General features: G+C 47.0%; 20 protein-coding genes. 14 read left to right on the forward strand and 6 right to left on the reverse strand.

The features are described 5' to 3' along the window. Nucleotides 1–12: 12 nt before the first annotated feature. The 3 genes from fliQ to flhB are packed head-to-tail and all read left to right on the forward strand — an operon-like array spanning nt 13 to nt 2222. A complete protein-coding gene (gene fliQ, locus QWZ05_RS17265) occupies nt 13–282 on the forward strand; it encodes a flagellar biosynthesis protein FliQ (protein ID WP_264876997.1) in 270 nt (89 codons plus the stop codon). 8 nt (nt 283–290) lie between these two features. After that, entirely contained in the window at nt 291–1073 is a 783-nt protein-coding gene (fliR, locus tag QWZ05_RS17270; protein WP_290299673.1) for a flagellar biosynthetic protein FliR, read from the forward strand. An 18-nt stretch (nt 1074–1091) separates the two neighbouring features. Further along, nucleotides 1092–2222 (forward strand): flagellar biosynthesis protein FlhB, encoded by a 1131-nt coding sequence (gene flhB / locus QWZ05_RS17275; protein ID WP_264876999.1) that lies wholly within the window; start codon nt 1092–1094, stop codon nt 2220–2222. Between the two features lie 15 nt (nt 2223–2237). Here the strand turns inward: flhB and smrB are convergent, their stop codons facing one another. Beyond that, nucleotides 2238–2768 carry an endonuclease SmrB gene (smrB, locus tag QWZ05_RS17280; RefSeq protein WP_289960834.1) on the reverse strand — a complete coding sequence of 177 codons (531 nt, stop codon included), beginning with the start codon at nt 2766–2768 and terminating at the stop codon, nt 2238–2240. Between the two features lie 62 nt (nt 2769–2830). Here smrB and prmB point away from each other — a divergent pair, with 62 nt between their 5' ends. Together prmB and aroC are read left to right on the forward strand one after the other, a co-directional pair. Continuing rightward, nucleotides 2831–3763 (forward strand): 50S ribosomal protein L3 N(5)-glutamine methyltransferase, encoded by a 933-nt coding sequence (gene prmB / locus QWZ05_RS17285; protein ID WP_264877001.1) that lies wholly within the window; start codon nt 2831–2833, stop codon nt 3761–3763. Between the two features lie 228 nt (nt 3764–3991). Further along, entirely contained in the window at nt 3992–5077 is a 1086-nt protein-coding gene (gene aroC / locus QWZ05_RS17290) for a chorismate synthase (protein ID WP_290299679.1), read from the forward strand. Nucleotides 5078–5158: 81 nt separating this feature from the next. Here aroC and QWZ05_RS17295 read toward each other — a convergent pair whose 3' ends face one another. From QWZ05_RS17295 to QWZ05_RS17310, 4 genes are all read right to left on the reverse strand, one after another. Beyond that, the gene (locus QWZ05_RS17295; protein ID WP_264877003.1) at nt 5159–5782 is read right to left on the reverse strand and encodes a trimeric intracellular cation channel family protein; all 624 of its coding nucleotides are present in this window, start codon (nt 5780–5782) and stop codon (nt 5159–5161) included. 143 nt (nt 5783–5925) lie between these two features. After that, complete coding sequence (locus QWZ05_RS17300; protein ID WP_290299681.1) at nt 5926–7329, reverse strand: sensor histidine kinase; 1404 nt, start codon at nt 7327–7329, stop codon at nt 5926–5928. Next, nucleotides 7326–8012, reverse strand: coding sequence for a winged helix-turn-helix domain-containing protein (locus QWZ05_RS17305; protein ID WP_290299683.1), 687 nt, complete (start codon nt 8010–8012; stop codon nt 7326–7328). Before QWZ05_RS17305 ends, QWZ05_RS17300 begins: the two co-directional genes overlap by 4 nt. Before the next feature lie 9 nt (nt 8013–8021). Then, nucleotides 8022–8588 carry a hypothetical protein gene (locus QWZ05_RS17310; protein ID WP_264877006.1) on the reverse strand — a complete coding sequence of 189 codons (567 nt, stop codon included), beginning with the start codon at nt 8586–8588 and terminating at the stop codon, nt 8022–8024. 298 nt (nt 8589–8886) lie between these two features. Between QWZ05_RS17310 and QWZ05_RS17315 the strand changes: the two genes are divergently transcribed. The 3 genes from QWZ05_RS17315 to QWZ05_RS17325 all read left to right on the forward strand — a co-directional run bounded on the left by QWZ05_RS17315 (nt 8887) and on the right by QWZ05_RS17325 (nt 10358). Further along, nucleotides 8887–9417: an elongation factor P hydroxylase gene (locus tag QWZ05_RS17315; protein WP_264877007.1), complete on the forward strand. Its 531-nt coding sequence runs from the start codon at nt 8887–8889 to the stop codon at nt 9415–9417. A 52-nt stretch (nt 9418–9469) separates the two neighbouring features. Next, the gene (locus tag QWZ05_RS17320) at nt 9470–9733 is read left to right on the forward strand and encodes a YfcL family protein (protein ID WP_264877008.1); all 264 of its coding nucleotides are present in this window, start codon (nt 9470–9472) and stop codon (nt 9731–9733) included. A gap of 97 nt (nt 9734–9830) precedes the next feature. Beyond that, a complete protein-coding gene (locus QWZ05_RS17325) occupies nt 9831–10358 on the forward strand; it encodes an NADPH-dependent FMN reductase (RefSeq protein ID WP_290299685.1) in 528 nt (175 codons plus the stop codon). A gap of 86 nt (nt 10359–10444) precedes the next feature. Here QWZ05_RS17325 and mnmC read toward each other — a convergent pair whose 3' ends face one another. Continuing rightward, nucleotides 10445–12463, reverse strand: coding sequence for a bifunctional tRNA (5-methylaminomethyl-2-thiouridine)(34)-methyltransferase MnmC2/FAD-dependent 5-carboxymethylaminomethyl-2-thiouridine(34) oxidoreductase MnmC1 (gene mnmC / locus QWZ05_RS17330; RefSeq protein ID WP_290299687.1), 2019 nt, complete (start codon nt 12461–12463; stop codon nt 10445–10447). A 186-nt stretch (nt 12464–12649) separates the two neighbouring features. On the opposite strand from mnmC, the gene fabB reads away from it, so the two are divergent. The 6 genes from fabB (at nt 12650) to accD (ending at nt 22603) form a co-directional block, all read left to right on the forward strand. Then, on the forward strand, nt 12650–13861 hold the full coding sequence (gene fabB / locus QWZ05_RS17335) for a beta-ketoacyl-ACP synthase I (protein ID WP_264877011.1): 1212 nt from the start codon (nt 12650–12652) through the stop codon (nt 13859–13861). A gap of 181 nt (nt 13862–14042) precedes the next feature. Then, a complete protein-coding gene (locus QWZ05_RS17340) occupies nt 14043–15176 on the forward strand; it encodes a 4-phosphoerythronate dehydrogenase (RefSeq protein ID WP_264877012.1) in 1134 nt (377 codons plus the stop codon). Beyond that, nucleotides 15173–16186: an aspartate-semialdehyde dehydrogenase gene (locus QWZ05_RS17345; protein WP_264877013.1), complete on the forward strand. Its 1014-nt coding sequence runs from the start codon at nt 15173–15175 to the stop codon at nt 16184–16186. The genes QWZ05_RS17340 and QWZ05_RS17345 overlap by 4 nt, the downstream gene beginning before the upstream one ends. 206 nt (nt 16187–16392) lie before the next feature. Then, nucleotides 16393–20433, forward strand: coding sequence for a FimV/HubP family polar landmark protein (locus QWZ05_RS17350; RefSeq protein WP_290299690.1), 4041 nt, complete (start codon nt 16393–16395; stop codon nt 20431–20433). A gap of 122 nt (nt 20434–20555) precedes the next feature. Next, the gene (truA, locus tag QWZ05_RS17355; protein ID WP_264877015.1) at nt 20556–21350 is read left to right on the forward strand and encodes a tRNA pseudouridine(38-40) synthase TruA; all 795 of its coding nucleotides are present in this window, start codon (nt 20556–20558) and stop codon (nt 21348–21350) included. A 326-nt stretch (nt 21351–21676) separates the two neighbouring features. Then, the gene (gene accD, locus QWZ05_RS17360) at nt 21677–22603 is read left to right on the forward strand and encodes an acetyl-CoA carboxylase, carboxyltransferase subunit beta (RefSeq protein ID WP_264877016.1); all 927 of its coding nucleotides are present in this window, start codon (nt 21677–21679) and stop codon (nt 22601–22603) included. The last annotated feature ends 29 nt before the right edge of the window (nt 22604–22632 follow it).

The following is a 22632-nucleotide window of genomic DNA, read 5'->3' on the forward strand; positions in this document are numbered from 1 at the left end:
AGTAATAAAACGATGACACCTGAGTTATTTGTTGAGTTGTTCCGAGATGCACTTTGGTTGGTGTTGATGTTGGTGTGTGCCATCATCATTCCAAGTTTGCTGGTGGGCCTAATTGTGGCGATATTTCAGGCCGCGACATCGATCAACGAACAAACCCTGTCATTTTTACCGCGTTTGATCGTGACTCTTCTCGCCCTTATGGCGTTTGCGCATTGGGGGACTCAAGTGATGATGGAGTATTTCTTTAGTCTCGTCGAGCGCGTACCAACGATACTCTACTAGGGCACTTTATGGAGTATCCAACGGTTGTTGTATTAGAGTGGATGGCCAACTATTTTTGGCCTTTGACCCGCATCTCCTCCATGCTGATGGTGATGACGGTAACGGGCGCACGCTTTGTTCCAGCGCGTGTCCGTCTCTACCTTAGCCTTGCGATTACCTTTGCTGTCATGCCCGTGATCCCTGCCGTCCCTCAAGAGATAGAGTTGATGTCTTTTGCCGGGTTCATGGTGCTCGCAGAACAGATCATCATTGGTGTCGCGATGGGTACTATTACTGTTTTTATCTTGCAGACCTTTGTCTTGCTTGGTCAAATTTTAGGTATGCAATCGAGTTTGGGCTTTGCCTCAATGGTTGACCCTGCCAATGGTCAAAATACGCCAGTACTTGGCCAGCTGTTTATGATGATAGCGACCCTGTTTTTTTTAGGTACTGACGGCCATTTGAAAATGATCCAATTAGTTGTGATGAGTTTTCAAAGTCTCCCGATTGGCAGTGGCGGAATAAGCCAGTTAGGCTTTCAAGAGATCGCCTCTTGGCTGGGAATCATGTTTAAAGTCGCATTAAGTATGGCGCTGTCGGGCATTATAGCGCTGTTAACCATCAACCTTTCGTTTGGCGTGATGACGCGTGCAGCTCCGCAGCTGAATATCTTCTCGTTGGGCTTTGCTTTTGCCTTAATGGTCGGTCTGTTTATTTGTTGGTACCTTCTAAGTGGGCTACTGAGCCACTATGAGTTGTATTGGTCACAAAGGGAGGAGCAGATATGCCGCTTGATCAACATCAACTGCTGATTGGCGTAGGAGGTTGGATTGGCAGAATCTGACGGCCAAGAACGCACCGAAGAGGCCACGCCCCGAAGGAGACAGCAAGCCCAAGAGAAAGGCCAAGTCGCCCGCTCGAAGGAGCTTGCATCTGTTTCTGTACTCATTATTGGTTCGGTATCTTTGATGTGGTTTGGTGGCATGCTTGCGACTGCGCTTTATCAGATGATGTCACGTATCTTCACCTTAAGTCGTGAGGAGATTTTCGACGTCGGTAAGCTGGGGGATATCGCCTTTGGTGCACTTGGCAGTCTGATATTCCCTCTACTGCTGATATTGATTGTACTGTTTTTCGCAGCGCTGGCAGGGGCGGCTGGTCTTGGTGGGATTCGCTTCTCCGCTGAAGCGGCACGACCAAAACTCTCTAAACTCAACCCTCTTAGCGGCTTGAAACGTATGGTGGGCAAGCAGAGTGCGGTTGAACTGATCAAGTCGATTCTTAAGGTAGGCCTGGTTGCGGGTGTCGCGTTCTTATTGATAGATAGCTCTCGCGCCGATTTGTTGCAGCTAAGCACCGATGTTTATCCGCAAAATATCTTTCACTCACTCGATATCCTTTTAAACTTTGTTTTGCTTATCAGCTGCTCGTTACTCGTTGTAGTAGCAATTGATATTCCATTTCAGGTTTGGCAGCACAATGAACAGCTCAAGATGACCAAGCAGGAAATCAAAGACGAGTTTAAAGACACCGAGGGTAAACCTGAGGTCAAGGGGCGTATTCGTATGCTCCAACGCGAAGCGGCTCAGCGGCGTATGATGGCAGATGTTCCTCAGGCTGATGTGATTGTTACCAACCCAGAGCATTTCTCTGTAGCACTGCGTTATAAACAGAATACTGATAAAGCGCCAGTCGTGGTGGCAAAAGGTGTCGACCATATGGCACTTAAGATTCGAGAGGTAGCTCGTGAACATGATATCTACGTGATTCCAGCGCCACCACTCGCGCGCGCCTTGTACCATACTACTGAGCTTGAGCAAGAGATCCCTGACGGGCTATTTACTGCGGTTGCTCAAGTGCTTGCGTACGTGTTCCAGTTGAAACAGTACCGCAAAAAAGGTGGTCAGCGTCCAGTTCTGAAAAATGAGAACATGCCAATACCCCCTGATTTGCGTCACTAAGCTTTAGGTCGCTGATTACTTATCTGGGATAGAGAGTAAAATCAGCAGTGCACCATCACCGCCAAATTCGAGCGGTGCTTGGTGAAAGGCCATTACATCAGGGTGTTGTGCAAGCCATAGAGGCACTTTCTGTTTCAAAATGTGCTTTCCGATCCCGTGTTGAACACACGCACAACTGACCTTCTGTTTCACACAGTAAGCAATCATAGATCCAAGCTCTCTTTTTGCTTCCTGTTGTGTCATGCCATGCATATCCAAAAACACGTCAGGTACATATACCCCGCGACGCAGACGCTTCACTTCGTATTTAGAAACATCATCACGTGCATAGCGTGTAGGACCATCATCGCTTAAGAGTGGTACGAACTCATCGGAGAAGTAAAATTCAGTATCTGAAGCCTCGCGAGCAGAGCGAGTGACTTCTTTCTGCTTAACGTTTCTTTTTGGGGGCTGGACTATGGTATCCTGTGCAAACTTTTTTACGCCCTTTACTTCTTCATAGAAGAGCGAGAAGTCATCATCAAAATCGGTGTCTTTGCGGCTCATGGGTAAATCATTACTCTAATACAACTATATGAAGAGTATTGTAGCGCTTTTTGGAGGCAACTTTGGATAAGATTTTTGTAGAAGAAGCAGTATCAGAGCTTCATACGCTTCAAGATATGATTCGTTGGACAGTCAGTCGTTTCAACGCAGCGAATTTATTTTATGGTCACGGCACCGATAATGCGTGGGATGAAGCGGTTCAATTGATCCTTCCAACACTGTATTTGCCAATCGATGTGCCTCCGCACGTATTGAACTCGCGCCTTACAAGCAGCGAGCGTTTACGCATTGTTGAGCGCGTGGTGAAGCGCATTAATGAGCGTACACCAACTGCATACTTAACCAACCGAGCGTGGTTCTGTGGCTTGGAGTTCTTTGTTGATGAGCGAGTGCTTGTGCCACGCTCTCCAATCGGTGAGCTGATTCAAGCCAACTTTGAACCGTGGTTGGTGGAAGAGCCAACACGCATTATGGATATGTGTACGGGTAGTGGCTGTATTGCAATTGCATGTGCGCACGCGTTCCCAGAGGCAGAAGTTGATGCGATCGACATCTCTTCGGATGCATTGCAAGTTGCAGAGCAAAACGTTCAAGATCACGGCATGGAGCAGCAAGTGTTCCCAATCCGCTCTGACTTGTTCCGTGACTTACCAAAAGAGCAGTACAACCTGATTGTGACGAATCCACCTTATGTGGATGAAGAAGACATGAACAGCCTACCTGACGAGTTCACACATGAGCCAGAGCTTGGTCTAGCTGCGGGTACAGATGGCCTGAAACTGGTTCGCCGCATTTTGGCTAACGCACCGGATTACTTGACTGAAAAAGGTATTTTGGTCTGTGAAGTGGGCAACTCAATGGTACACATGATGGAACAGTACCCAGACATCCCATTCACTTGGCTAGAGTTTGAAAACGGCGGCCACGGCGTATTCCTACTGACCCGTGAACAGATTGTTGAACACTCACAGCACTTTGCGCTGTATAAGGATTAACTCCCTCTTAATGACGGAATAACTCCTTCAGTAAAATATGACTCATTAGCGCTGCCTTCGGGCGGCGCTTTGTTTTTCAGGTCTGATCTCTATTGGCGAGGCGCTATCTGCTGAGTTTGCCATCAATTTACCCTTTACATCCCAAACCAATAAAGCCACTATGAATCCACGAAGAATAGGAAGCTTGCTGGTGTTTTATCCCCACTGGCAATGAATTTAGAGGAAATAATGGCAGGTAACAGCATTGGACAGCACTTTCGCGTCACCACTTTCGGTGAGAGTCATGGTATTGCACTTGGATGTGTAATTGATGGCTGTCCTCCGGGACTTGAGTTAACGGAAGCGGACCTTCAAACAGACTTGGACCGCCGTCGCCCGGGAACATCTCGTTATACCACTCAGCGCCGTGAACCTGATGAAGTGAAGATCCTTTCCGGTGTTTTTGAAGGGTGCACAACGGGTACATCTATTGGTCTGCTGATTGAAAATACTGACCAGCGTTCAAAAGACTATTCTGAAATTAAAGATAAGTTCCGCCCAGGTCATGCTGACTACACTTACCATCAAAAATACGGCAACCGTGACTATCGTGGTGGTGGCCGTTCATCGGCTCGCGAAACAGCAATGCGCGTTGCGGCAGGTGCGGTTGCAAAAAAATACCTCAAACAAGAGTTTGGCGTAGAGATCCGTGCCTATCTTTCACAAATGGGTGATGTGGCGATTGATAAAGTAGATTGGGACGAAATTGAAAATAACGCGTTTTTCTGTCCTGATGTCGACAAAGTTGACGCATTTGACCAGTTGATACGTGATTTGAAGAAAGAGGGTGACTCGATTGGTGCTAAATTGCAGGTGGTTGCGACCAACGTACCTGTTGGTTTAGGTGAGCCAGTGTTTGACCGTCTAGATGCCGATATTGCCCATGCACTGATGAGCATCAACGCGGTGAAGGGTGTTGAAATAGGTGACGGCTTTGATGTTGTTGCGCAAAAAGGCAGTGAGCACCGCGATACGCTTTCTCCTCAAGGGTTTGGTAGCAACCACGCCGGTGGTATCTTAGGTGGTATCTCTACAGGGCAAGATATCGTAGCGAACATTGCACTAAAACCAACATCAAGCATTACAGTGCCAGGTGACACCATTACACGCCAAGGTGAGCCAACGCAACTGATTACAAAAGGTCGCCATGACCCATGTGTCGGTATTCGTGCTGTGCCTATTGCAGAAGCGATGCTTGCTATCGTAGTGATGGATCATCTGCTGCGCCATCGTGGGCAAAATCACGGTGTGATGACTGAAACGCCAAAGATCTAGTTCGAGGCCAAAGCTCGAAATTAACGACAGTGTTAGAGTGAAAGAGGTTGCATCGTGCAACCTCTTTTTTATTGGATGTGATTAATGTAGCGGTCCTTCTGTTTCAAGCTGAAACGCTGGCAATCGCCAACCAAAACGAACGGCGGACATGCGAAGCAGATAACCGGCAATTAATGTGATGATGGTCGCCGTCAGCTCACTGATGTTCATTTCAAGCAAGGCCAAATAGAGTCCGGATGCGCTAAATGCGACAGAGGCATAAAGCTCTTTATGTAAAACCAAGGGTGTTTGTCGACAGATTAAATCTCTAAGTAAGCCGCCAAAGACACCTGTTACCAGAGCAGACACCATACAGATACTGGGATGCAGCCCCATATTCATCGCCACTTTTGTGCCGATGATGCTAAAGGCAACTAGGCCTATGGCATCAAGGCGAATAAAGACCCCTTTGAACTTAATCACCCAGTGGGCAATTCCCGTTGTCAGTAAGCCAGCCAGACAAGTGATGGCGAGATATTGTGGATTAGCAACCCAAGTTAGCGGGTAATGGCCGAGTAAGATATCGCGCACTGTGCCGCCACCAATTGCAGTCGCACTTGCCACCAGCATGACGCCAAACCAATCCATTTTTTGACGACCCGCACTGAGTGCGCCAGTCATCGCTTCTGCCGTAATACCGACAACATATAAAATACTCAACAGCATGTTTCTACTCTATATTGTTGTTATGCCGTGTCACTTTTCGTTGAAAGCAACATAATTTGAGCGCGAGTCTAATCGACTTTCTTGATTTAGACGAATGAGAAAAATTAGTTAAGTAAACGTTTGTTGCATTAGTTAATGTAATGCTAATAATCTCTTTCAGAGAACACTATGGTTGTACATAAGCCTGTTTTTTCATCTTGGTTAGCATAATCAAGGCTAATGCTTGCCCCATGCAATTTTACCACCGCAGCCACAAGTGCAAGCCCAAGACCATGACCTGGTGTGTTCCGACTTGTATCCACGCGGTATAAGCGCTGAAACACTTTGTGACGAAGGTTCGGTGCTATCCCCGGCCCAGTATCAGTAAGCGTCATCTGTTTAGGAGTGATCTCTAATGTTATGGAAGCGCCTTTGGGAGAGTATTTGTGGGCATTGTCGATTAGATTGTAGAGCATACGAAATAGCAGAGAACGGTCGCCATTTAGATGGCAGGGAGTACTCGTTAAGCTAATGGTCTGCTGCTTGTCATCGAGCATAGGTTCAATCAACTCAATGGCATCCTTAGCGATGGCCTCAAAGTCGACTTGACCAAACTGATCGGTTTCTCTCAATGCTTCTAGTTTGCTTAGTTCGAGCATCGCATTAAAGGTGACTAAAATCTCGTCAAAATGGTGGTGAAGCTCATTTAACGCTAAGGCTTTCTTAGTGGGATCTGTCTCTTGTTCAGCGGCAGTAAGGCGATTCTTTATTCTGGTCAAAGGCGTGCGAAGATCGTGTGCGATTGCATCCGTAACACCTTGAATTTGATTGACGGATAATTCCACCTCGTTGAGCATTCGGTTAATAAACAGGCCAATACGCTCCCACTCATCTTGCGCAAACTCGGGTTTAGAAGCGGCTAGGGGAATACGGCTATCAAAATGTCCCTGTTCGATTTTACCCACAACGTGATTAATGGCATTGAGTTGGTGAGATATTTTGCGGCGTATAATCCACCCAGGTATCAGCGCAATAAAGAAACTCAATGCCATGATTGTGAGTGCCGCATTGACAAAATTCTCTTGAATTTCACGAATGTACTCATTGTTCGTGGCAATCAGCACTTGATGATCGTGAATCTTGAACGAGCAACCTTCTAGTATAGATATGGCATCGTTTCCTTCACGAATGATGGGGAAAGGGGCGATACTAGGGCAGGTAGGTAGGGCGTTGGGAATATGGCTTAGTGCACCAGAAACATGGCCATTCGGCGACTTGATGACCGTTAAGATATTTTGGTTTTCGTATAGGGTGTCGTCCAGCCACCGCTCGATATTAGAGCCGTTGTTTAACTCGGCAGCAGAATTCAGTTGCTCGACATGCTGTGAGATTAGCTGATGCTTTGAGCGTACTAAAGGTTGGATACTCAATTGGTAAACTGCAAACAGGGCAAGAGCAACCGTAAGCCAAAGCATGACGGCGACCAATATAGACAAGCGCCATAATGAGTGGCGCTGCCATAGTTGTTGAATAGTGTGGCCCAGAGTTGAAAGTGAAGACTTAATCACAGTGCTTTTCTCATTCTATAACCAGCGCCTCTTACTGTTTCGATGAGATTGGGTTGGCCCTCTAGGTCAATTTTTTTTCTAAGGCGGGCAATGTGTACGTCGATCACATTGGTTTGAGGGTCAAAGTTGTAATCCCATACCGCTTCAAACAGCAGTGAGCGAGTGACGACTTGATCAACATGCTCTAGAAGATACTTGAGTAGCTGAAACTCTTTCGCCTGCAGTTCTATCTTACGCCCGGATAAAACAGCGTGGTGGGCAAGTAAGTCGAGCTCTAACGGTCCATTATGCAGCTTGTTGCTCTGCAACGAGGCCGTCATTGAAGCCACGCGACTGCTAAGGATCTCCACACGGGCAATGAGTTCCGACAAGGCAAAAGGTTTGGTGAGGTAGTCATCGCCCCCTTGTTTGAGCCCCTTGACGCGTTCATCGACGCTATCAAGCGCACTAAGGATAAGAACACGAGCAGCGACATTCGCTGCTCTTAAAGTAGAAAGTACGGTCAGGCCATCAATCCCCGGCAACATGCGGTCAAGAATAATCACGTCATGCTGTCCTTCGAGACCCAAGAATAGTCCATCTTGTCCATTGCTAGCGCTGTCGACCGCCCAGCCTTGTTGTTTCAAAGACTGAACAAGGTATTGATTGGTCTCTTTGTCATCTTCAATGACCAGTACTTTCATTAGTAATCCTTATTTTTTATGACGCTTGAGAACGGGGATCTCTTCACCGTTATCGACATTAATCAATAGCTTTTGTTTACCAAGCTCAGTTGAAGCGAGTTTTACTTCATAGTAGACAATGCCGTTTTTCTCTTCTAATTCCGCTTCAATTAGCTTTGCTGAATATTTACTTTCAAGCTCAGGTATGACGCTGAGAATGTCGAATCCAGATTCTATTACACGCTCTATTGCCACACGGTCGTCTGTGTCTAAGTCACTAAAACCAAAGGTGCTTAAACTGTCAGACTTCTCTTTGACAAGTGACTGGTCACTGACGGAATAACTCAACTTATATTTGCTGTCAGCGTCAAGGTCAACCATTTTGAATTCATAGACAACTTGCTGATCTTTGTAATCATCCAATTCAACTTCTGTAACCACACCGCTGTAATCTTTGCGCACAGCAGGAGCCAATGTTGCTACTGTCGTGTTAGATGAATTAAGGGCCATTAGGTTGATGCTCATATCATCGTCTGCCATTGTGATACCAGAGAACGAGATCGCGGTTGCGAGTAGGCCAAGCTTGATGAGTTTCATAATATTTTCCCAATTTAAAGTGAGCAGAAAGAAGCGGCTAATACATTGATTGCGGCAAACAGTGAAAAGAACCCTGTGCCACACACGGCGAGTGCTCTCTTTTGTCTCATATTCATAGTGCTTCTTCCTGTCTTGTTTCGATGGGATAACTCTACCTTAGTGACATAAACTCAAAATGGCGTGAAGATTAAATATAGTTAATGTTGCGAAAGCGTTGATGTAAGCGAGCTTGTTTTCTTTACCCTACCGAGAAAAACACGCAAAATACGAGAGACAGTTATACAAAGATAAAGTCCTCATGACACACCAATATCAAGACTTAATTCGCTTATTCGATCAGACCTTTTATGAAACATTTAACACTCGTTTAGAGCTTGGTGGCGATGAACCCATCTATTTGCCGGCAGATAAGAGTGTCACGCACCATCGTATTGTTTTTGCTCGCGGATTCTATGCCTCGGCATTACATGAAATTGCACATTGGTGCGTTGCAGGGCCAGAGCGTCGCTTGCTGGAAGACTTTGGCTATTGGTATGAGCCAGACGGTCGTACTGCACAAGTACAGGCAGAATTTGAACAAGTTGAAATTCGTCCTCAAGCCTATGAGTGGATTTTATCACTCAGCGCAGGCTTTCCATTTAATGTTAGCTGTGACAATCTACACGGCAATTTTGAACCAGACCGTATTGCGTTTATGCGTAAAGTGCATGGTGAAGTGATGTCGATACTTGCATCGGGTCTCCCACCACGCGTTGCTGCACTTTCTAATGCGTTGCGCGACTTTTACAACATACCAGAGCTCACTCCCGAGCAATTTATGGTTCAATAAACCTAAATCAACAATTAGTCTAGACCTAGAATAAAGACCCTAAAGGAAGCCCATGATCATCGAATTTGAAGAAAACTTACTGGCATTAATTGACCAACGCATCGAAACGGCCTCTGATGATGAGCTATTTGCGGGCGGCTATTTACGCGGACATATCTCCTTGTCAGCGGCGGAGTGCGAAGAGCAGGGTATCAATGACATTGAAGTGCTTAAGCAGCAAATCGAAGCAAGTCTCGAGCAAGCGAAGTCGGAGTTAAGCCCCGCAGATCGCGTTATTGTGCATGATCTTTGGAAAGAGTTAGTCGCTCAATCTTGATTGATTTTCTTGACCATCTTGTTGCATGAATTCATCTTGTTTGGTTAACGCCTAGCTTCTATTCTAAGTTCATACTTTACAGGGCAAGGAAATTACCATGAAAATTATCGCGTTTGGAGCCTCTACTAGCTCAACATCTATCAACAAAGCGCTTGCAACATATGCAGCAGGCTTGGTGGATGACGCTCAGGTGAAGGTATTGGACATCAACGACTATTCGGTTCCAATGTTTAGCGAAGACAAGGAGAAAGAGATTGGTCAAGCGCCAGGAGCGCAAGCTTTTTTGCAAGATCTTGCAGAGGCTGACGCACTGGTTATCTCATTTGCTGAACATAACGGACATCACCCTGCCGCCTACAAAAATTTATTTGATTGGGCAACACGTATTGAGCGTGAAGTCTTTCAGGGCAAGCCTGCTGTCTATTTGGCAACCTCCCCTGGCCCGGGCGGCGCACAAAATGTACTCGCTGCCGCTACTGGCTCTGCTGGATACTTCGGTGGCAATGTGAAAGCATCGGTATCGGTACCAAGCTTTTACGACAATTTCGATGTTGAAGCAGATGTCGTGACCAACGCAGAGATTGCACAGCAGATCCGTCAAGCGGTTCAGTTACTCGGCAACTAGTAGCCTTGACGACCAGTTTTGAAGATAGTTGTTTGAATGAAACACAAAGGAGTGGCTTGGCCACTCCTTTTTTAATTCAATTGATACTATTGATTGAGTGCTTTGCCTTTACGCAGTTTTCTCACCCACATCCTTGCAGGATGAATAGCTTGAAGAAGGTCAACAGGCAGTGGGATTGGGTCATGATAGATTTGCGAGGCCAGTACTTCAGCCATCAGTGGCGCTGAGCAGAGCCCACGCGACCCAAGGCCGAGCATGCAGAAGAGGTCTTGAGGTACTTCAAGCTCTTGAGCATCTTGCTCTGAAACCAAATGCAAGTTTTGATACTGGGCTTTTACACTCTCTAGCTGGGCGATGTTGCCAACAAACGGTAAATGATCGCGGCTCACGCATCGTATACCTTGACGAGAATCACCTTGGCTCACATCGACAAGGTTTGGCCAGTCTTGATCAGGGATACAGTTTATGAGCTTTTGTCGGTTATCTTGTTGCGCGTTTTCATCATACTCGGTATCGAGGTGCGTACGATCGTAGCTGGCACCGATACAATGGTGTTGATTATTCGGGTTAACTGGCGTCATGTAGCCGTCGTAGCAGAGAACCGTTTTGATCTTACTTAGCTCAGTGGTGGTAGGAACATGACTTACTTGCCCTTTTACCTGACCGAGGGGTAATTCTTGTGTGACATTGAGTTGGTCAAACTCATTTCCATTGGCAATGATGACCACTTTATGAGAAAAACGCTGTTGCTGAGAGTGGAGTTCCCACCCTGCGTCACTTTTTTCAATGTCGGTAATGTGAGTGTTGAACTTCACCGACAGCTTCCCTTGAGCTTCAAGTTGGTGAATGATTCCTTGTGTTAATTGCGCCGGAGACAGCCAACCCCCGAGAGGGTAGAAGACACTCTCCATATCGACATTTGCGCCCACTTGCTGATTAGTTTGTTGTGGGTCTAGCGCCCTTATCAATTGCGAATCAAATTGACCTTGCACTGTTTTTTCAAGCTTTTGCTTTGCTGTTTCATCCCAAATCAACTGCGTGACACCACACCAATCGTGATCAAAGTGAAACTCGTTCGCCATTTGCTGTGCAAATTGTCTAGCGTAGAGAAACGCCGGAGCAAAAACACGAGAAACACCTTCGTGTGTTCCATTAAGAAGAGGGTAAACCGCCCCTTGACGATTGCCAGAAGCGGCTTGAGCAGGGCACTCATCTTTGCAGTACAGGGTCACTTTTGCGCCGCGACGAGTCAGAGACTTAGCCAATGTCGCAGAAGCAATACCGCCGCCAATCAGCGCAATATCTAAACCAGCATCAGTTGTGGAGGCACCTTGATAGTGGAACCAAGGTTGGGTATTTCCCGGTTGATTTCGTGCTTCAAACGAGCCCGCCAGCATTTCACGCTTGGTGCCAAAGCCTTTGACTTTTTTCATGCTGAATCCGGCTTCGATTAAGCCGCGACGAACAAAACCTGCGGCTGTGAAGGTCGCACAAGTTGCATGCGCTTTAGCGAGGTTTGCCATGCCATTAAATAGGGTTTGGTTCCACATTTCAGGGTTTTTGCTTGGGGCAAAACCGTCTAAAAACCAAGCGTCAACAATACCGTGCTGAGTGGTTGGTACAAGTGGCATACAGTCTTTAATATCACCAAACCATAAGTCGAGCGTGATGGCACCATCCGCCAACACGATTCGGTGGCATTCAGGTACGGCTATCGGATAGTGAGCTTGTAGCTGCGCAGCATATTGTGCAAGTTCAGGCCATGCTTGGTGCGCTTTGATGAGGTCATCAAGCTTGACTGGGAATTTTTCAAAGCTAATGAAGTGCAGCTCTTTCACCGCAGACTCTGGGTGCTTGGCTCTAAACTGTTCAAACGCTTGCCAAGTGGCAAGAAAGTTAAGCCCAGTACCGAACCCTGTTTCAGCGACGACAAAGCGGCGTTGTTCACACGATTGCCATCTTGTTGGGAGATGATTCTGTTCAATAAAAACATAGCGCGTCTCTTCTAAGCCATTAACGTTAGAAAAGTACACATCGTCAAAATGGTCAGAAACAGGTGTGCCGGCTTCATTCCAGCCCAGTTGTGCGTTGGTGATAGATGTCATAATGTAGGTGTTTAGGCAAGCAATGGCCTAATTGTACTCGCAACTTAACGTGTGAGCTAGATCCACAAAACCAAGTTGTTAGAGTAAAAACCTTATGACAGGCGGCAAAGGGGACGGAAAGCTGACCACTTTGCTTTGTTAACTTCGTTATTATCTAGCGGATTTTAGAATTTTTAGGAAATGTTCATGAAACGAGTCGTCATCACCGGTATGGGTATTGTATCGAGTATCGGTAACAACGTTGAAGAAGTGCTTGCGTCGTTGAAAGCAGGGAAGTCAGGTATCACAGCTTCTGAGCAGTTTAAAGAGCAAGGTCTACGTTCTCAGGTGTGGGGTAATCTAAAGATGAACCCAGCTGAGCATATCGATCGTAAGAAAATGCGCTTTATGGGTGATGCGGCAGCGTATGCGTACCTTTCAATGGAGCAGGCGATTGCTGACTCTGGCCTAACAGATGAGCAAGTTTCTAACGAACGCACTGGTATTGTCGCTGGCTCTGGTGGTGCTTCTTCGCTGAACCAAGTGGCAGCGGTAGATATTTTGCGTGAGAAAGGCGTGAAGCGTGTTGGTCCTTACATGGTACCTCGTACAATGGCTTCAACGGTCTCTGCGTGTTTGGCGACACCATTTAAGATTCGTGGTGTGAACTACTCAATGAGCTCTGCATGTGCGACTTCAGCGCACTGTATTGGCCATGCGATGGAACTGATTCAACTTGGCAAGCAAGATGTTGTGTTTGCCGGAGGTGGTGAAGAGCTAGATTGGTCACTAACCATGATGTTTGACGCAATGGGTGCACTGTCTACAAAATACAACGATAACCCAGAGCAAGCATCACGTACTTATGATGCGAACCGAGACGGTTTCGTTATCTCTGGCGGTGGCGGCATGCTGGTGGTTGAAGAACTTGAACATGCATTGGCGCGTGGCGCGAAGATCTACGGTGAGATCGTCGGTTATGGTGCAACCTCTGATGGCTATGACATGGTGGCTCCATCGGGTGAGGGTGCGATCCGTTGTATGAAGATGGCAATGCAAGAAGTGGATGGTGTGGATTACGTCAATACACACGGCACATCGACTCCTGTTGGTGATGTGAAAGAGCTAGGCGCTATTCAAGAAGTCTTCGGTGGCAATAGCCCTGCAATTTCAGCAACCAAAGCGATGACTGGTCATGCGCTCGGTGCTGCGGGTGTACATGAAGCGATTTATTCAACGTTAATGCTTGAGCATGGTTTTATTGCTCCAAGCATCAATGTAGAGCAACTGGATGAAGCGGCTGAAGGTCTTGATATTGTAACGCAAGCGCGTGAAGCAGAACTGACGACAGTGATGTCAAATAGCTTTGGTTTTGGTGGTACAAACGCCACATTGGTTATTAAGAAATACCAAGGCTAAACCTGTTTCCAGAGCGGACCAGCCTCGCTGGTCGAACAGACGCAGACTCTGTCCCAAGGAGAGCGGGACAGAATCCTTTTGTTCTGGATGATTGCCCGGCTATATGCCGGGCTTTTTTATAGACAGCTTGCAATGAATTTTGCACAATCTCTCTACTGCCAATATAGAAATAAAAAATATTATGAAAATTATTGTCGATGAGAACATGCCTTATGCAGAGGCGTTGTTTAGTCAAATCGGTGACGTGGTGTTAATGCCCGGCCGTGACCTTTGTGCGGACGATTTAGTCGATGCGGATGCTTTGATGATCCGCTCTGTCACTAAAGTCAACGCAGAGTTAGTCGCTAAAGCAGACAAGTTGAAGTTTGTCGGTACTGCGACCGCAGGCATGGATCATGTTGATCAAGCTCTATTGCAAGAGCGAGGTATATTCTTCACGGCAGCGCCAGGCTGTAACAAGGTAGGCGTGGCTGAATATGTGTTCAGTGTGATGATGGTTTTAGCGCAGCAGCAAGGCTTTTCCGTGTTTGATAAGACGGTAGGTATTGTTGGCGCAGGACAAGTCGGCAGCTATTTAGCGCAATGCTTGCAAGGTATCGGCATTAACGTATTAATTAACGATCCACCGAAGCAACAAGCTGGTGACACGCGTAAGTTTACACCGCTACCAGAACTATTAGAGCAGGCAGACATTATTACGTTGCACACGCCAATTACGCGCGAAGGTGAGCATTCGACGCATCACCTGATTGATGACAGCGTGTTGAAACAACTGCGCAGTGATCAGATATTGATTAACGCGGCTCGCGGCCCAATTGTTGATAATCAGGCGCTCAAAGCAAGATTGGCGAAACAGGATGGCTTTACTGCTGCATTGGATGTATTTGAGTTTGAACCGCAGGTCGATATGGAACTGCTACCTTACCTGGCTTTTGCCACACCTCATGTTGCAGGCTACGGTTTAGAGGGTAAAGCACGTGGCACCACGATGATATTTAACGCCTATTGCGAGTTTCTTCAACGCGAAAATCGTGCCTATGCAGCAGACTTATTGCCGATTGCACCGACGCCGAAGGTACAGCTTGATCGTGCATGGGATGAAGCAACGCTGCACAATTTGACTCAAATCATCTATGATGTGCGCAAAGACGATAGCTTGTTCCGTCGAGAGATTGCCAAACCGGGCGCTTTTGACCAGATGCGTAAGCAGTATTGGGATCGACGAGAGTACAGTGCTATTACCCTTAGCGGGGATGAAACGTGCAATTTAGCACCGTTAAGTAAATTAGGCTTTCAAATCGAGGTAAGAAAATGAGTCAACAATTCAACGTAGCTGTTCTAGGCGCAACGGGCGCAGTGGGTGAAACCATTCTAGAAGTGCTGCAAGAGCGCAAGTTTCCTGTTGGTGACATTTTTCTTTTAGCGAGTGAGCGCAGTGCAGGCAAATCTTATCGCTTTAACGGTAAGTCTGTGATTGTGCAAAATGTGGAAGAGTTCGATTGGTCTCAGGCACATATTGGCCTGTTCTCTGCGGGTGGTGATCTATCAGAGAAATGGGCACCTATCGCCGCTGATGCAGGCGTTGTTGTCATTGATAACACCTCACACTTCCGTTATGAATATGATGTGCCGCTTGTTGTACCAGAAGTTAACCCTGAAGCGATCGCAGAGTTTCGTAACCGCAATATCATTGCAAACCCAAATTGCTCGACGATTCAGATGCTTGTGGCTCTAAAACCGATTCATGATGCGGTTGGCATCGAGCGCATTAACGTTTCGACCTACCAGTCTGTGTCTGGTGCAGGTAAAGCGGGTATTGATGAGCTAGCGGGTCAAACGGCGCACCTTCTTAATGGCCGTCCAGCAGAGCCAGAGCAATTTGCTCAGCAAATTGCGTTTAACTGCATTCCACAAATCGACAAGTTTATGGAAAACGGCTACACCAAAGAAGAGATGAAAATGGTGTGGGAGACGCAAAAAATCTTTAATGATCCATCAATTACGGTGAACCCAACCTGTGTTCGTGTACCGGTATTTTATGGTCATGCTGAAGCGGTTCATTTAGAGACACGCGCACCGATTGATGCACAAGAAGTGGCGCAGTTATTAGAGCAAACCGAGGGTATCGAAGTATTCTATGGCGAAGACTTCCCAACTCAAGTTCGTGACTCGGGTGGTAAAGATCACGTCATGGTTGGTCGTATTCGTAACGACATCAGTCATCACAGTGGCATCAACTTGTGGGTTGTTGCTGACAACGTACGCAAGGGCGCAGCGACGAATGCGGTGCAAATTGCTGAAGTTCTAATTCGCGATTACTACTAGTGTTATAAACTTGAATGAAATATAACTTTAATCAATATTGATGCGGTTTTAAGCAAGAGGGCTCACGGATGTGGGCCCTTTTTTGTGAGTTTCATGCGATAATCCCTCTTAAGCGGCATTTTTTGTCATTTCCACTATAGTTTTGCCCCCATTATCCGATATATTTAGAAGTTAAAATTCTGATAATGCCTTTTACTGAGCTTTTTATGCGCCTTTATTTTCAACGTCTCTGTTTACCACTATTGCTGGTGATTGCCACAGGGGCTTCATACGTCAGTGCAGACACAATTCGTGTCAAAGGTCCTAATGGTGAGGTGTTGAATGCGCCTCAGTATTCTCAACCGATCTCTCGCAATACCCCAATTTCAGAGCCGTCTCGTTTTTACGGTCCAGTTGGCGAAGAAGAGACACTTTGGCAGATCGCATCACGTTTTCGCCCTAATAATCGGGTGACGACTCAGCAGATGCTGTTGGCTATCTATCAAGTTAACCCAAGCGCATTTGAAGATCAGAATATTCATAGTCTTATTCCTGGTAGTAACCTGAGAATTCCTTCTTCAGCGCAAGTTCAGAGTGTCACGACTGAGCAAGCGGTAAGAGTCATGGCAACGCACCAAGCTCGCCTACAGCCAACGCCTGTGCCTGTTACACCAAGCCCTCAGCCAGAGCCAGAACCAAAGCCTCAACCGGTTGTATCAGCGCCAGTTGAAGTGACCACTCAACCAGAGTTACCTAAGCTAAGCTCAGGAGTGACAACAGAGGCAACTTCTCCTTCAACACCTACGCCATCTGAGTCTGAAATCAAACAAGAGCCACAAGAGGTCTCTCGTCTCAAACAAGAGCTTGAAGTCTCGGAGTCGGAGCTGCTGGCTTTAGAGGAGCGAAATCATCAGCTACGTTTGATGCTCTCTGATGTTCAAAATGAACTTGGCTCACTGCGTGAAGAAGTGACGGATGAGCAACGTATTCGCAATGAAGTTGAAAAGATGCTTCAGGCGGAGCGTGAGCGACTGGCAGACGAACAGCGCCTTAAACCATCCCTAGTTGACCAATTGGCAGCATCACCTTGGTTTCTGGCTCTACTCGCGAGTATTCCAGGGTTGCTGATCGTATTGATTGTTGTTGCACTGTTTAACCGTCGTGGAGCAGACAAAGAAGAGGCGAAACAAGAAGAAACCGAGGCAGAGCCACAGTTACTCGCAGCAACAGATGAGCTACCGAGTCTTGAAAGTGATGAATTAGACGATGATCTGCTGTTGGGTGATGACCTGTTTGATGATGATAGTTTGTTGTCTGATGAGGATGATAACGAACAAGAGTCACAGCAAGAGGATGTCTTCGCCGACCTTTCGGATGACGATAATCTAGACCTCAACTTAGACGATGATGAAGGTCTATTTGATGCCTTAGATGACAGTGATATTGATGCTGAGCTCGATGACATTGCAATGAGCAGTAACGGCATCAGTGTCAGTGCGGATGACAAAGCGCTGGGTCTTGAAGAGATGGAGCGTGCTCTGGATCAGGCAAGTCTCGACGAGGATAGTGAAGACAGTTTTGATCTTTCGGATGACGATGATCTTAATGAGTTGCTATCTGGTGATGATGCGCTTGAAGGTGAAAGCCTTGATCAAAGCATGCTTGATGAACTGCTATTTGACATGGACAGTGCCGATGAACAAGAGGCTACGCCATCATTAGAAGACGAGCTTGGATTAGACGTTAACCCGCCGCAAGCAGAGCAAGAAAGCAGTGTGTCGGATTTCGCCTTAGATGATGATCAAGAAGACTTCGACCTCAATGACAGTACAGACCTTCTGGAAGACTATCTAGACCTTGATGAAAAGAGCCCAACCAGTGCCGCTTTAACTGAGGATAGTGTCGACCTGCTAGATGAGTTAATGGATTCTTCCCATGATGATTTCGATCTTTCCGACTCTGAGCAGATGCTAGATGAGCTGCTAACGGATGACGATGAACAACCGTCAGCTGAATCAAGTGATGACTTGTCTGATGGTACTGAGCTTTTTGATGAGCTATTAGAGATTGAGCAGTCTTCGTTGAGTTCAGAACAAGATGACGCTGATTTGTCTGTCGACCCAGATGACCTGTTAGCAGAACTTGGTTTGGACAACGATATTCCAGAGCAGAAGCCAGCACAAGATGAACTCAACTCGGCACTAGACGAATTATTCGACCTTGATACGCTCATGCCAGAGCCAGAGCCAGAGCCAGAGCCAGAGCCAGAGCCAGAGCCAGAGCCAGAGCCAGAGCCAGAGCCAGAGCCAGAGCCAGAGCAACCTTTCAATCGAGAAACTTTTGTCGATGACATCGATTCAATTTCATTGGATGACGATCCACTGTTAAACGGTGGCGACTGGCATAGCTTGTCGGAACAAGAAGAGGTTGCGACAGATGAGCCTACTGAATCAGCATCGGTTGAAGGTAATGAGTTTGGTATTCCTCAAGATGAGGATTGGTTAGTTGAGCCTGAAGACAATACGGAAACCTTAGTTTCAGAGCCACAAGCGCAAGATGATCCTGTTGAGCTTGATGCAGACCTGTTCCCAGAGTTTACTGAAGAAGACGCGGCAGCCTCGTTTGATGAGTCGTCTGAGCCAGAGCCAGCTTCAGAGCCGCAAGCCCAAGAAGAGCCTGTCGAGCTTGATGCAGACCTATTCCCAGAGTTTACGGAAGAAGATGCCGCAGCCTCGTTTGATGAGTCGTCTGAGCCAGAGCCAGCTTCAGAGCCGCAAGCCCAAGAAGAGCCTGTCGAGCTTGATGCAGATCTGTTCCCAGAGTTTACCGAAGAAGATGCCGCAGCCTCGTTTGATGAGCCGTCTGAGCCAGAGCCAGTTTCAGAGCCGCAAGGTCAAGATGAGCCTGTTGAGCTTGATGCAGATCTGTTCCCAGAGTTTACGGAAGAAGACGCAGCTGCCTCGTTTGATGCGCCAGCTGAGCCAGAGCCAGTTATAGAGCCGCAAGGTCAAGATGAGCCTGTCGAGCTTGACGCAGACCTGTTTCCAGAGTTTACGGAAGAAGACGCAGCTGCCTCGTTTGATGCGCCAGTTGAGCCAGAGCCTGTTTCAGAGCCGCAAGGTCAAGATGAGCCTGTCGAGCTTGATGCAGACCTGTTCCCAGAGTTTACCGAAGAAGATGCGGCAGCCTCGTTTGATGCGCCATCTGAGCCAGAGCCAGTTATAGAGCAGCAAGGTCAAGACGAGTCTGTCGAGCTTGATGCAGATCTGTTCCCAGAGTTTACGGAAGAAGATGCGGTAGCCCCGTTTGATGGGCCGTCTGAGCCAGAGCCAACTTCAGAGCCGCAAGGTCAAGATGAGCCTGTCGAGCTTGATGCAGACCTGTTCCCAGAGTTTACGGAAGAAGATGCCGCAGCCTCATTTGATGAGTCATCGGAGCCAGAAAAAGCGTCAGATCTACAACCGCGAGATGAATCGGTTGCTGCACAAGATGAACAGCCTCTTGAGTTTACCGAAGATAAATCGAGTGCATCGCCTGAGCCAGAGAATAATCAGGAGCCGGTATCGAAGCCGTCTGATTTTATCGACCCTTCGATGGCGATAGACCCAGAGCAAGCGGATGAACAAGATGCACTGTTTGACCTTTTCCAAACTGGAGAGGTCTCTAGTGAGAAAGCGCAAAGTCTTGATGAAGACGTACTTAATGACTGGTTAGATGAATCGAATGATTCTGTTAGTTTTGATCAATCCATGTTCTCTCCCGATAAAGCTGACAGTGCTGGGATGGATATTGATTCAATGCTCGAAATGGGCGGGGAAGACTGGGATGGTTTCCAACGCAGTGATGACAGCCTACAAGAGATCCCAGAGGATGAGCAGCAGGTTTGGAGTGAAGACAACAAACCTGCACAGGCACAATTGGCTGATGATGATTGGTCACAGCAACAAGATTTTAACCCCAAAGATGCCCAGTATAAAACCATTGAGGAGTTGATGGCGGAAGTGGATGGAGAGGCGCAACTCGATCCTGAAGAGGAGGAGCTGAACCTCAACGTGGGTCTTGATGAGTTTCCTGATGTGATTGGCAACGTTGATTTCGAAGATGTGGATGTGAACTCAGAAGCCTCTGGGAAAATTGACCTCGCTAAAATCTATTTAGAGATGAACGATTCACAAGGTGCGATTAAACTATTGGAAGAGGCGATAGTGGATGGCAATGACGAAGTTCGCCGTGAAGCAAAAAACCTAATCGATAGAATTCGCGGCTAGCACTGACCAGAATCGCGTGAAAAGCCATCCAATGACGTAAGCTGTTGGGTGGCTTTTGTTATTCTGGCAACTTAAATTGACTTGGGTATAATTCCCGACCCAAAGCACAAAACGAGAAGATCATGAGAATAGCGTTAGGTATTGAATACGATGGTGCCAAGTATTACGGATGGCAGCGCCAACGTGATGTAAAAAGTGTCCAAGAGTGTTTGGAAAAAGCACTGAGCAAAATTGCCAATCATCCTGTTGAAGTCCAATGCGCTGGTCGAACTGATGCTGGTGTTCACGGCACTGGCCAAGTTGTTCACTTTGATACGACTTCAGTGCGTAAGATGGCCGCTTGGACTATGGGTGTGAATACGAACATGCCGAAAGACATCGCTGTGCGCTGGGCTAAAGAAGTGCCGGATACCTTCCATGCGCGTTTCACCGCAACGGCGCGACGTTACCGCTATGTAATTTTTAACTCGCCTTATCGTGGCGGAATTTTGTCTCACGGTGTGAGTCATTACCACGGTGAGCTCGATGTTGCCAAAATGCAGGAAGCTGGACAATACCTACTAGGCGAAAATGATTTCACTTCGTTTCGTGCGGTTCACTGCCAGTCGAATAGCCCGTGGCGCAACATGATGCATCTTAATGTCACACGTCATGGTCAATATGTGGTGATTGATATTAAAGCGAACGCCTTTGTCCATCATATGGTACGTAATATTACAGGGTCATTGATCACGGTTGGGCGTGGTGAACAGAAACCAGAGTGGATCAAGTGGCTTTTAGAGGCGAAAGATCGCAAATTAGCCTCTGCCACTGCTAAAGCCGAAGGCTTATATTTGGTCGACGTTGATTACCCGCAAGAGTTTGAGTTGCCAAGACTGCCATTAGGGCCACTATTTTTGCCAGAGAATTTGAACTAAACCAACAAAATCACGACATTTATCGGAAAAATCACCGATTTTAGACGATGATTAATGTGGACAGTTAAGTCACGTGTCGCAATTGTCGTTAGGGCGTTTATGTGGCGAATGTCCCGTAAGTTGTGATGTTATGGAACCAACTGTTCGGTGATGGGTCGTAACTTCGTCGAGAAAGCGATTAGATTGTAAGCAAGCAGGTAAGTGGGAAAATAGGTACAACCAGTTTTTTGTCCACAGCTGGCACTTAATGTGCTTTAATCCCTCGGCATATTTTAAGAATTGACTATTTCTGCAAGGTTGCGGAAATAAAAGAGAAAAGGTCCTCCATGAGTTGGCTCGAAAAGATTTTAGACAAAACCAATATTGTTAGCTCACGTAAAGCGTCTATCCCAGAAGGGGTATGGACCAAGTGTACGTCGTGCGAACAAGTCCTGTATCACGCAGAGTTAGAGCGTAACCTTGAGGTGTGTCCTAAGTGTGACCACCACATGCGTATGAACGCTCGCAAGCGTTTAGAGACATTCCTAGACGAAGGTAATCGTGAGGAGCTGGCGACAGATCTAGAGCCGACCGATAAGCTGAAGTTCAAAGATTCAAAACGCTATAAAGATCGTATCTCAGCAGCGCAAAAAGCCAGTGGTGAGAAAGATGCGCTGGTGGTGATGAAAGGTGAACTATTAGGCATGCCGCTTGTGGCGTGTGCTTTTGAGTTCTCTTTCATGGGTGGCTCTATGGGTTCAGTTGTTGGCGCGCGCTTCGTTAAAGCGGTAGAAGCTGCGATTGAAAACGAGTGTGGCCTAGTCTGCTTCTCAGCAAGTGGTGGTGCACGTATGCAAGAGGCGTTAATGTCGCTGATGCAAATGGCAAAAACCAGTGCCGCACTTGAGCGTCTGTCTGCAAAAGGCTTACCGTATATTTCTGTAATGACGGACCCAACCATGGGTGGCGTTTCTGCAAGTCTAGCAATGCTAGGTGATGTAAACATCGGTGAGCCAAACGCACTGATTGGCTTTGCTGGTCGTCGTGTTATTGAACAGACCGTACGTGAAGACCTACCAGAAGGCTTCCAGCGTAGTGAGTTCCTGTTGGAGCACGGCGCTATCGATATGATTGTTGATCGTCGCGAGATGCGTCAACGAGTTGGTGGTTTGATTGCCAAATTAACCAACACAACATCGCCTCTTGTTGTTTCTGTGGATGAATCTCCAGCAGAAGCACCTTATGAAGTACCAGAAGCCGAAGAAAAAGGGTAAAGTAGAGCTAATTCAAACCACTATCTTGG

It is taken from the genome of Vibrio agarivorans (genome assembly GCF_030409635.1).
Lineage (GTDB): Bacteria > Pseudomonadota > Gammaproteobacteria > Enterobacterales > Vibrionaceae > Vibrio > Vibrio agarivorans.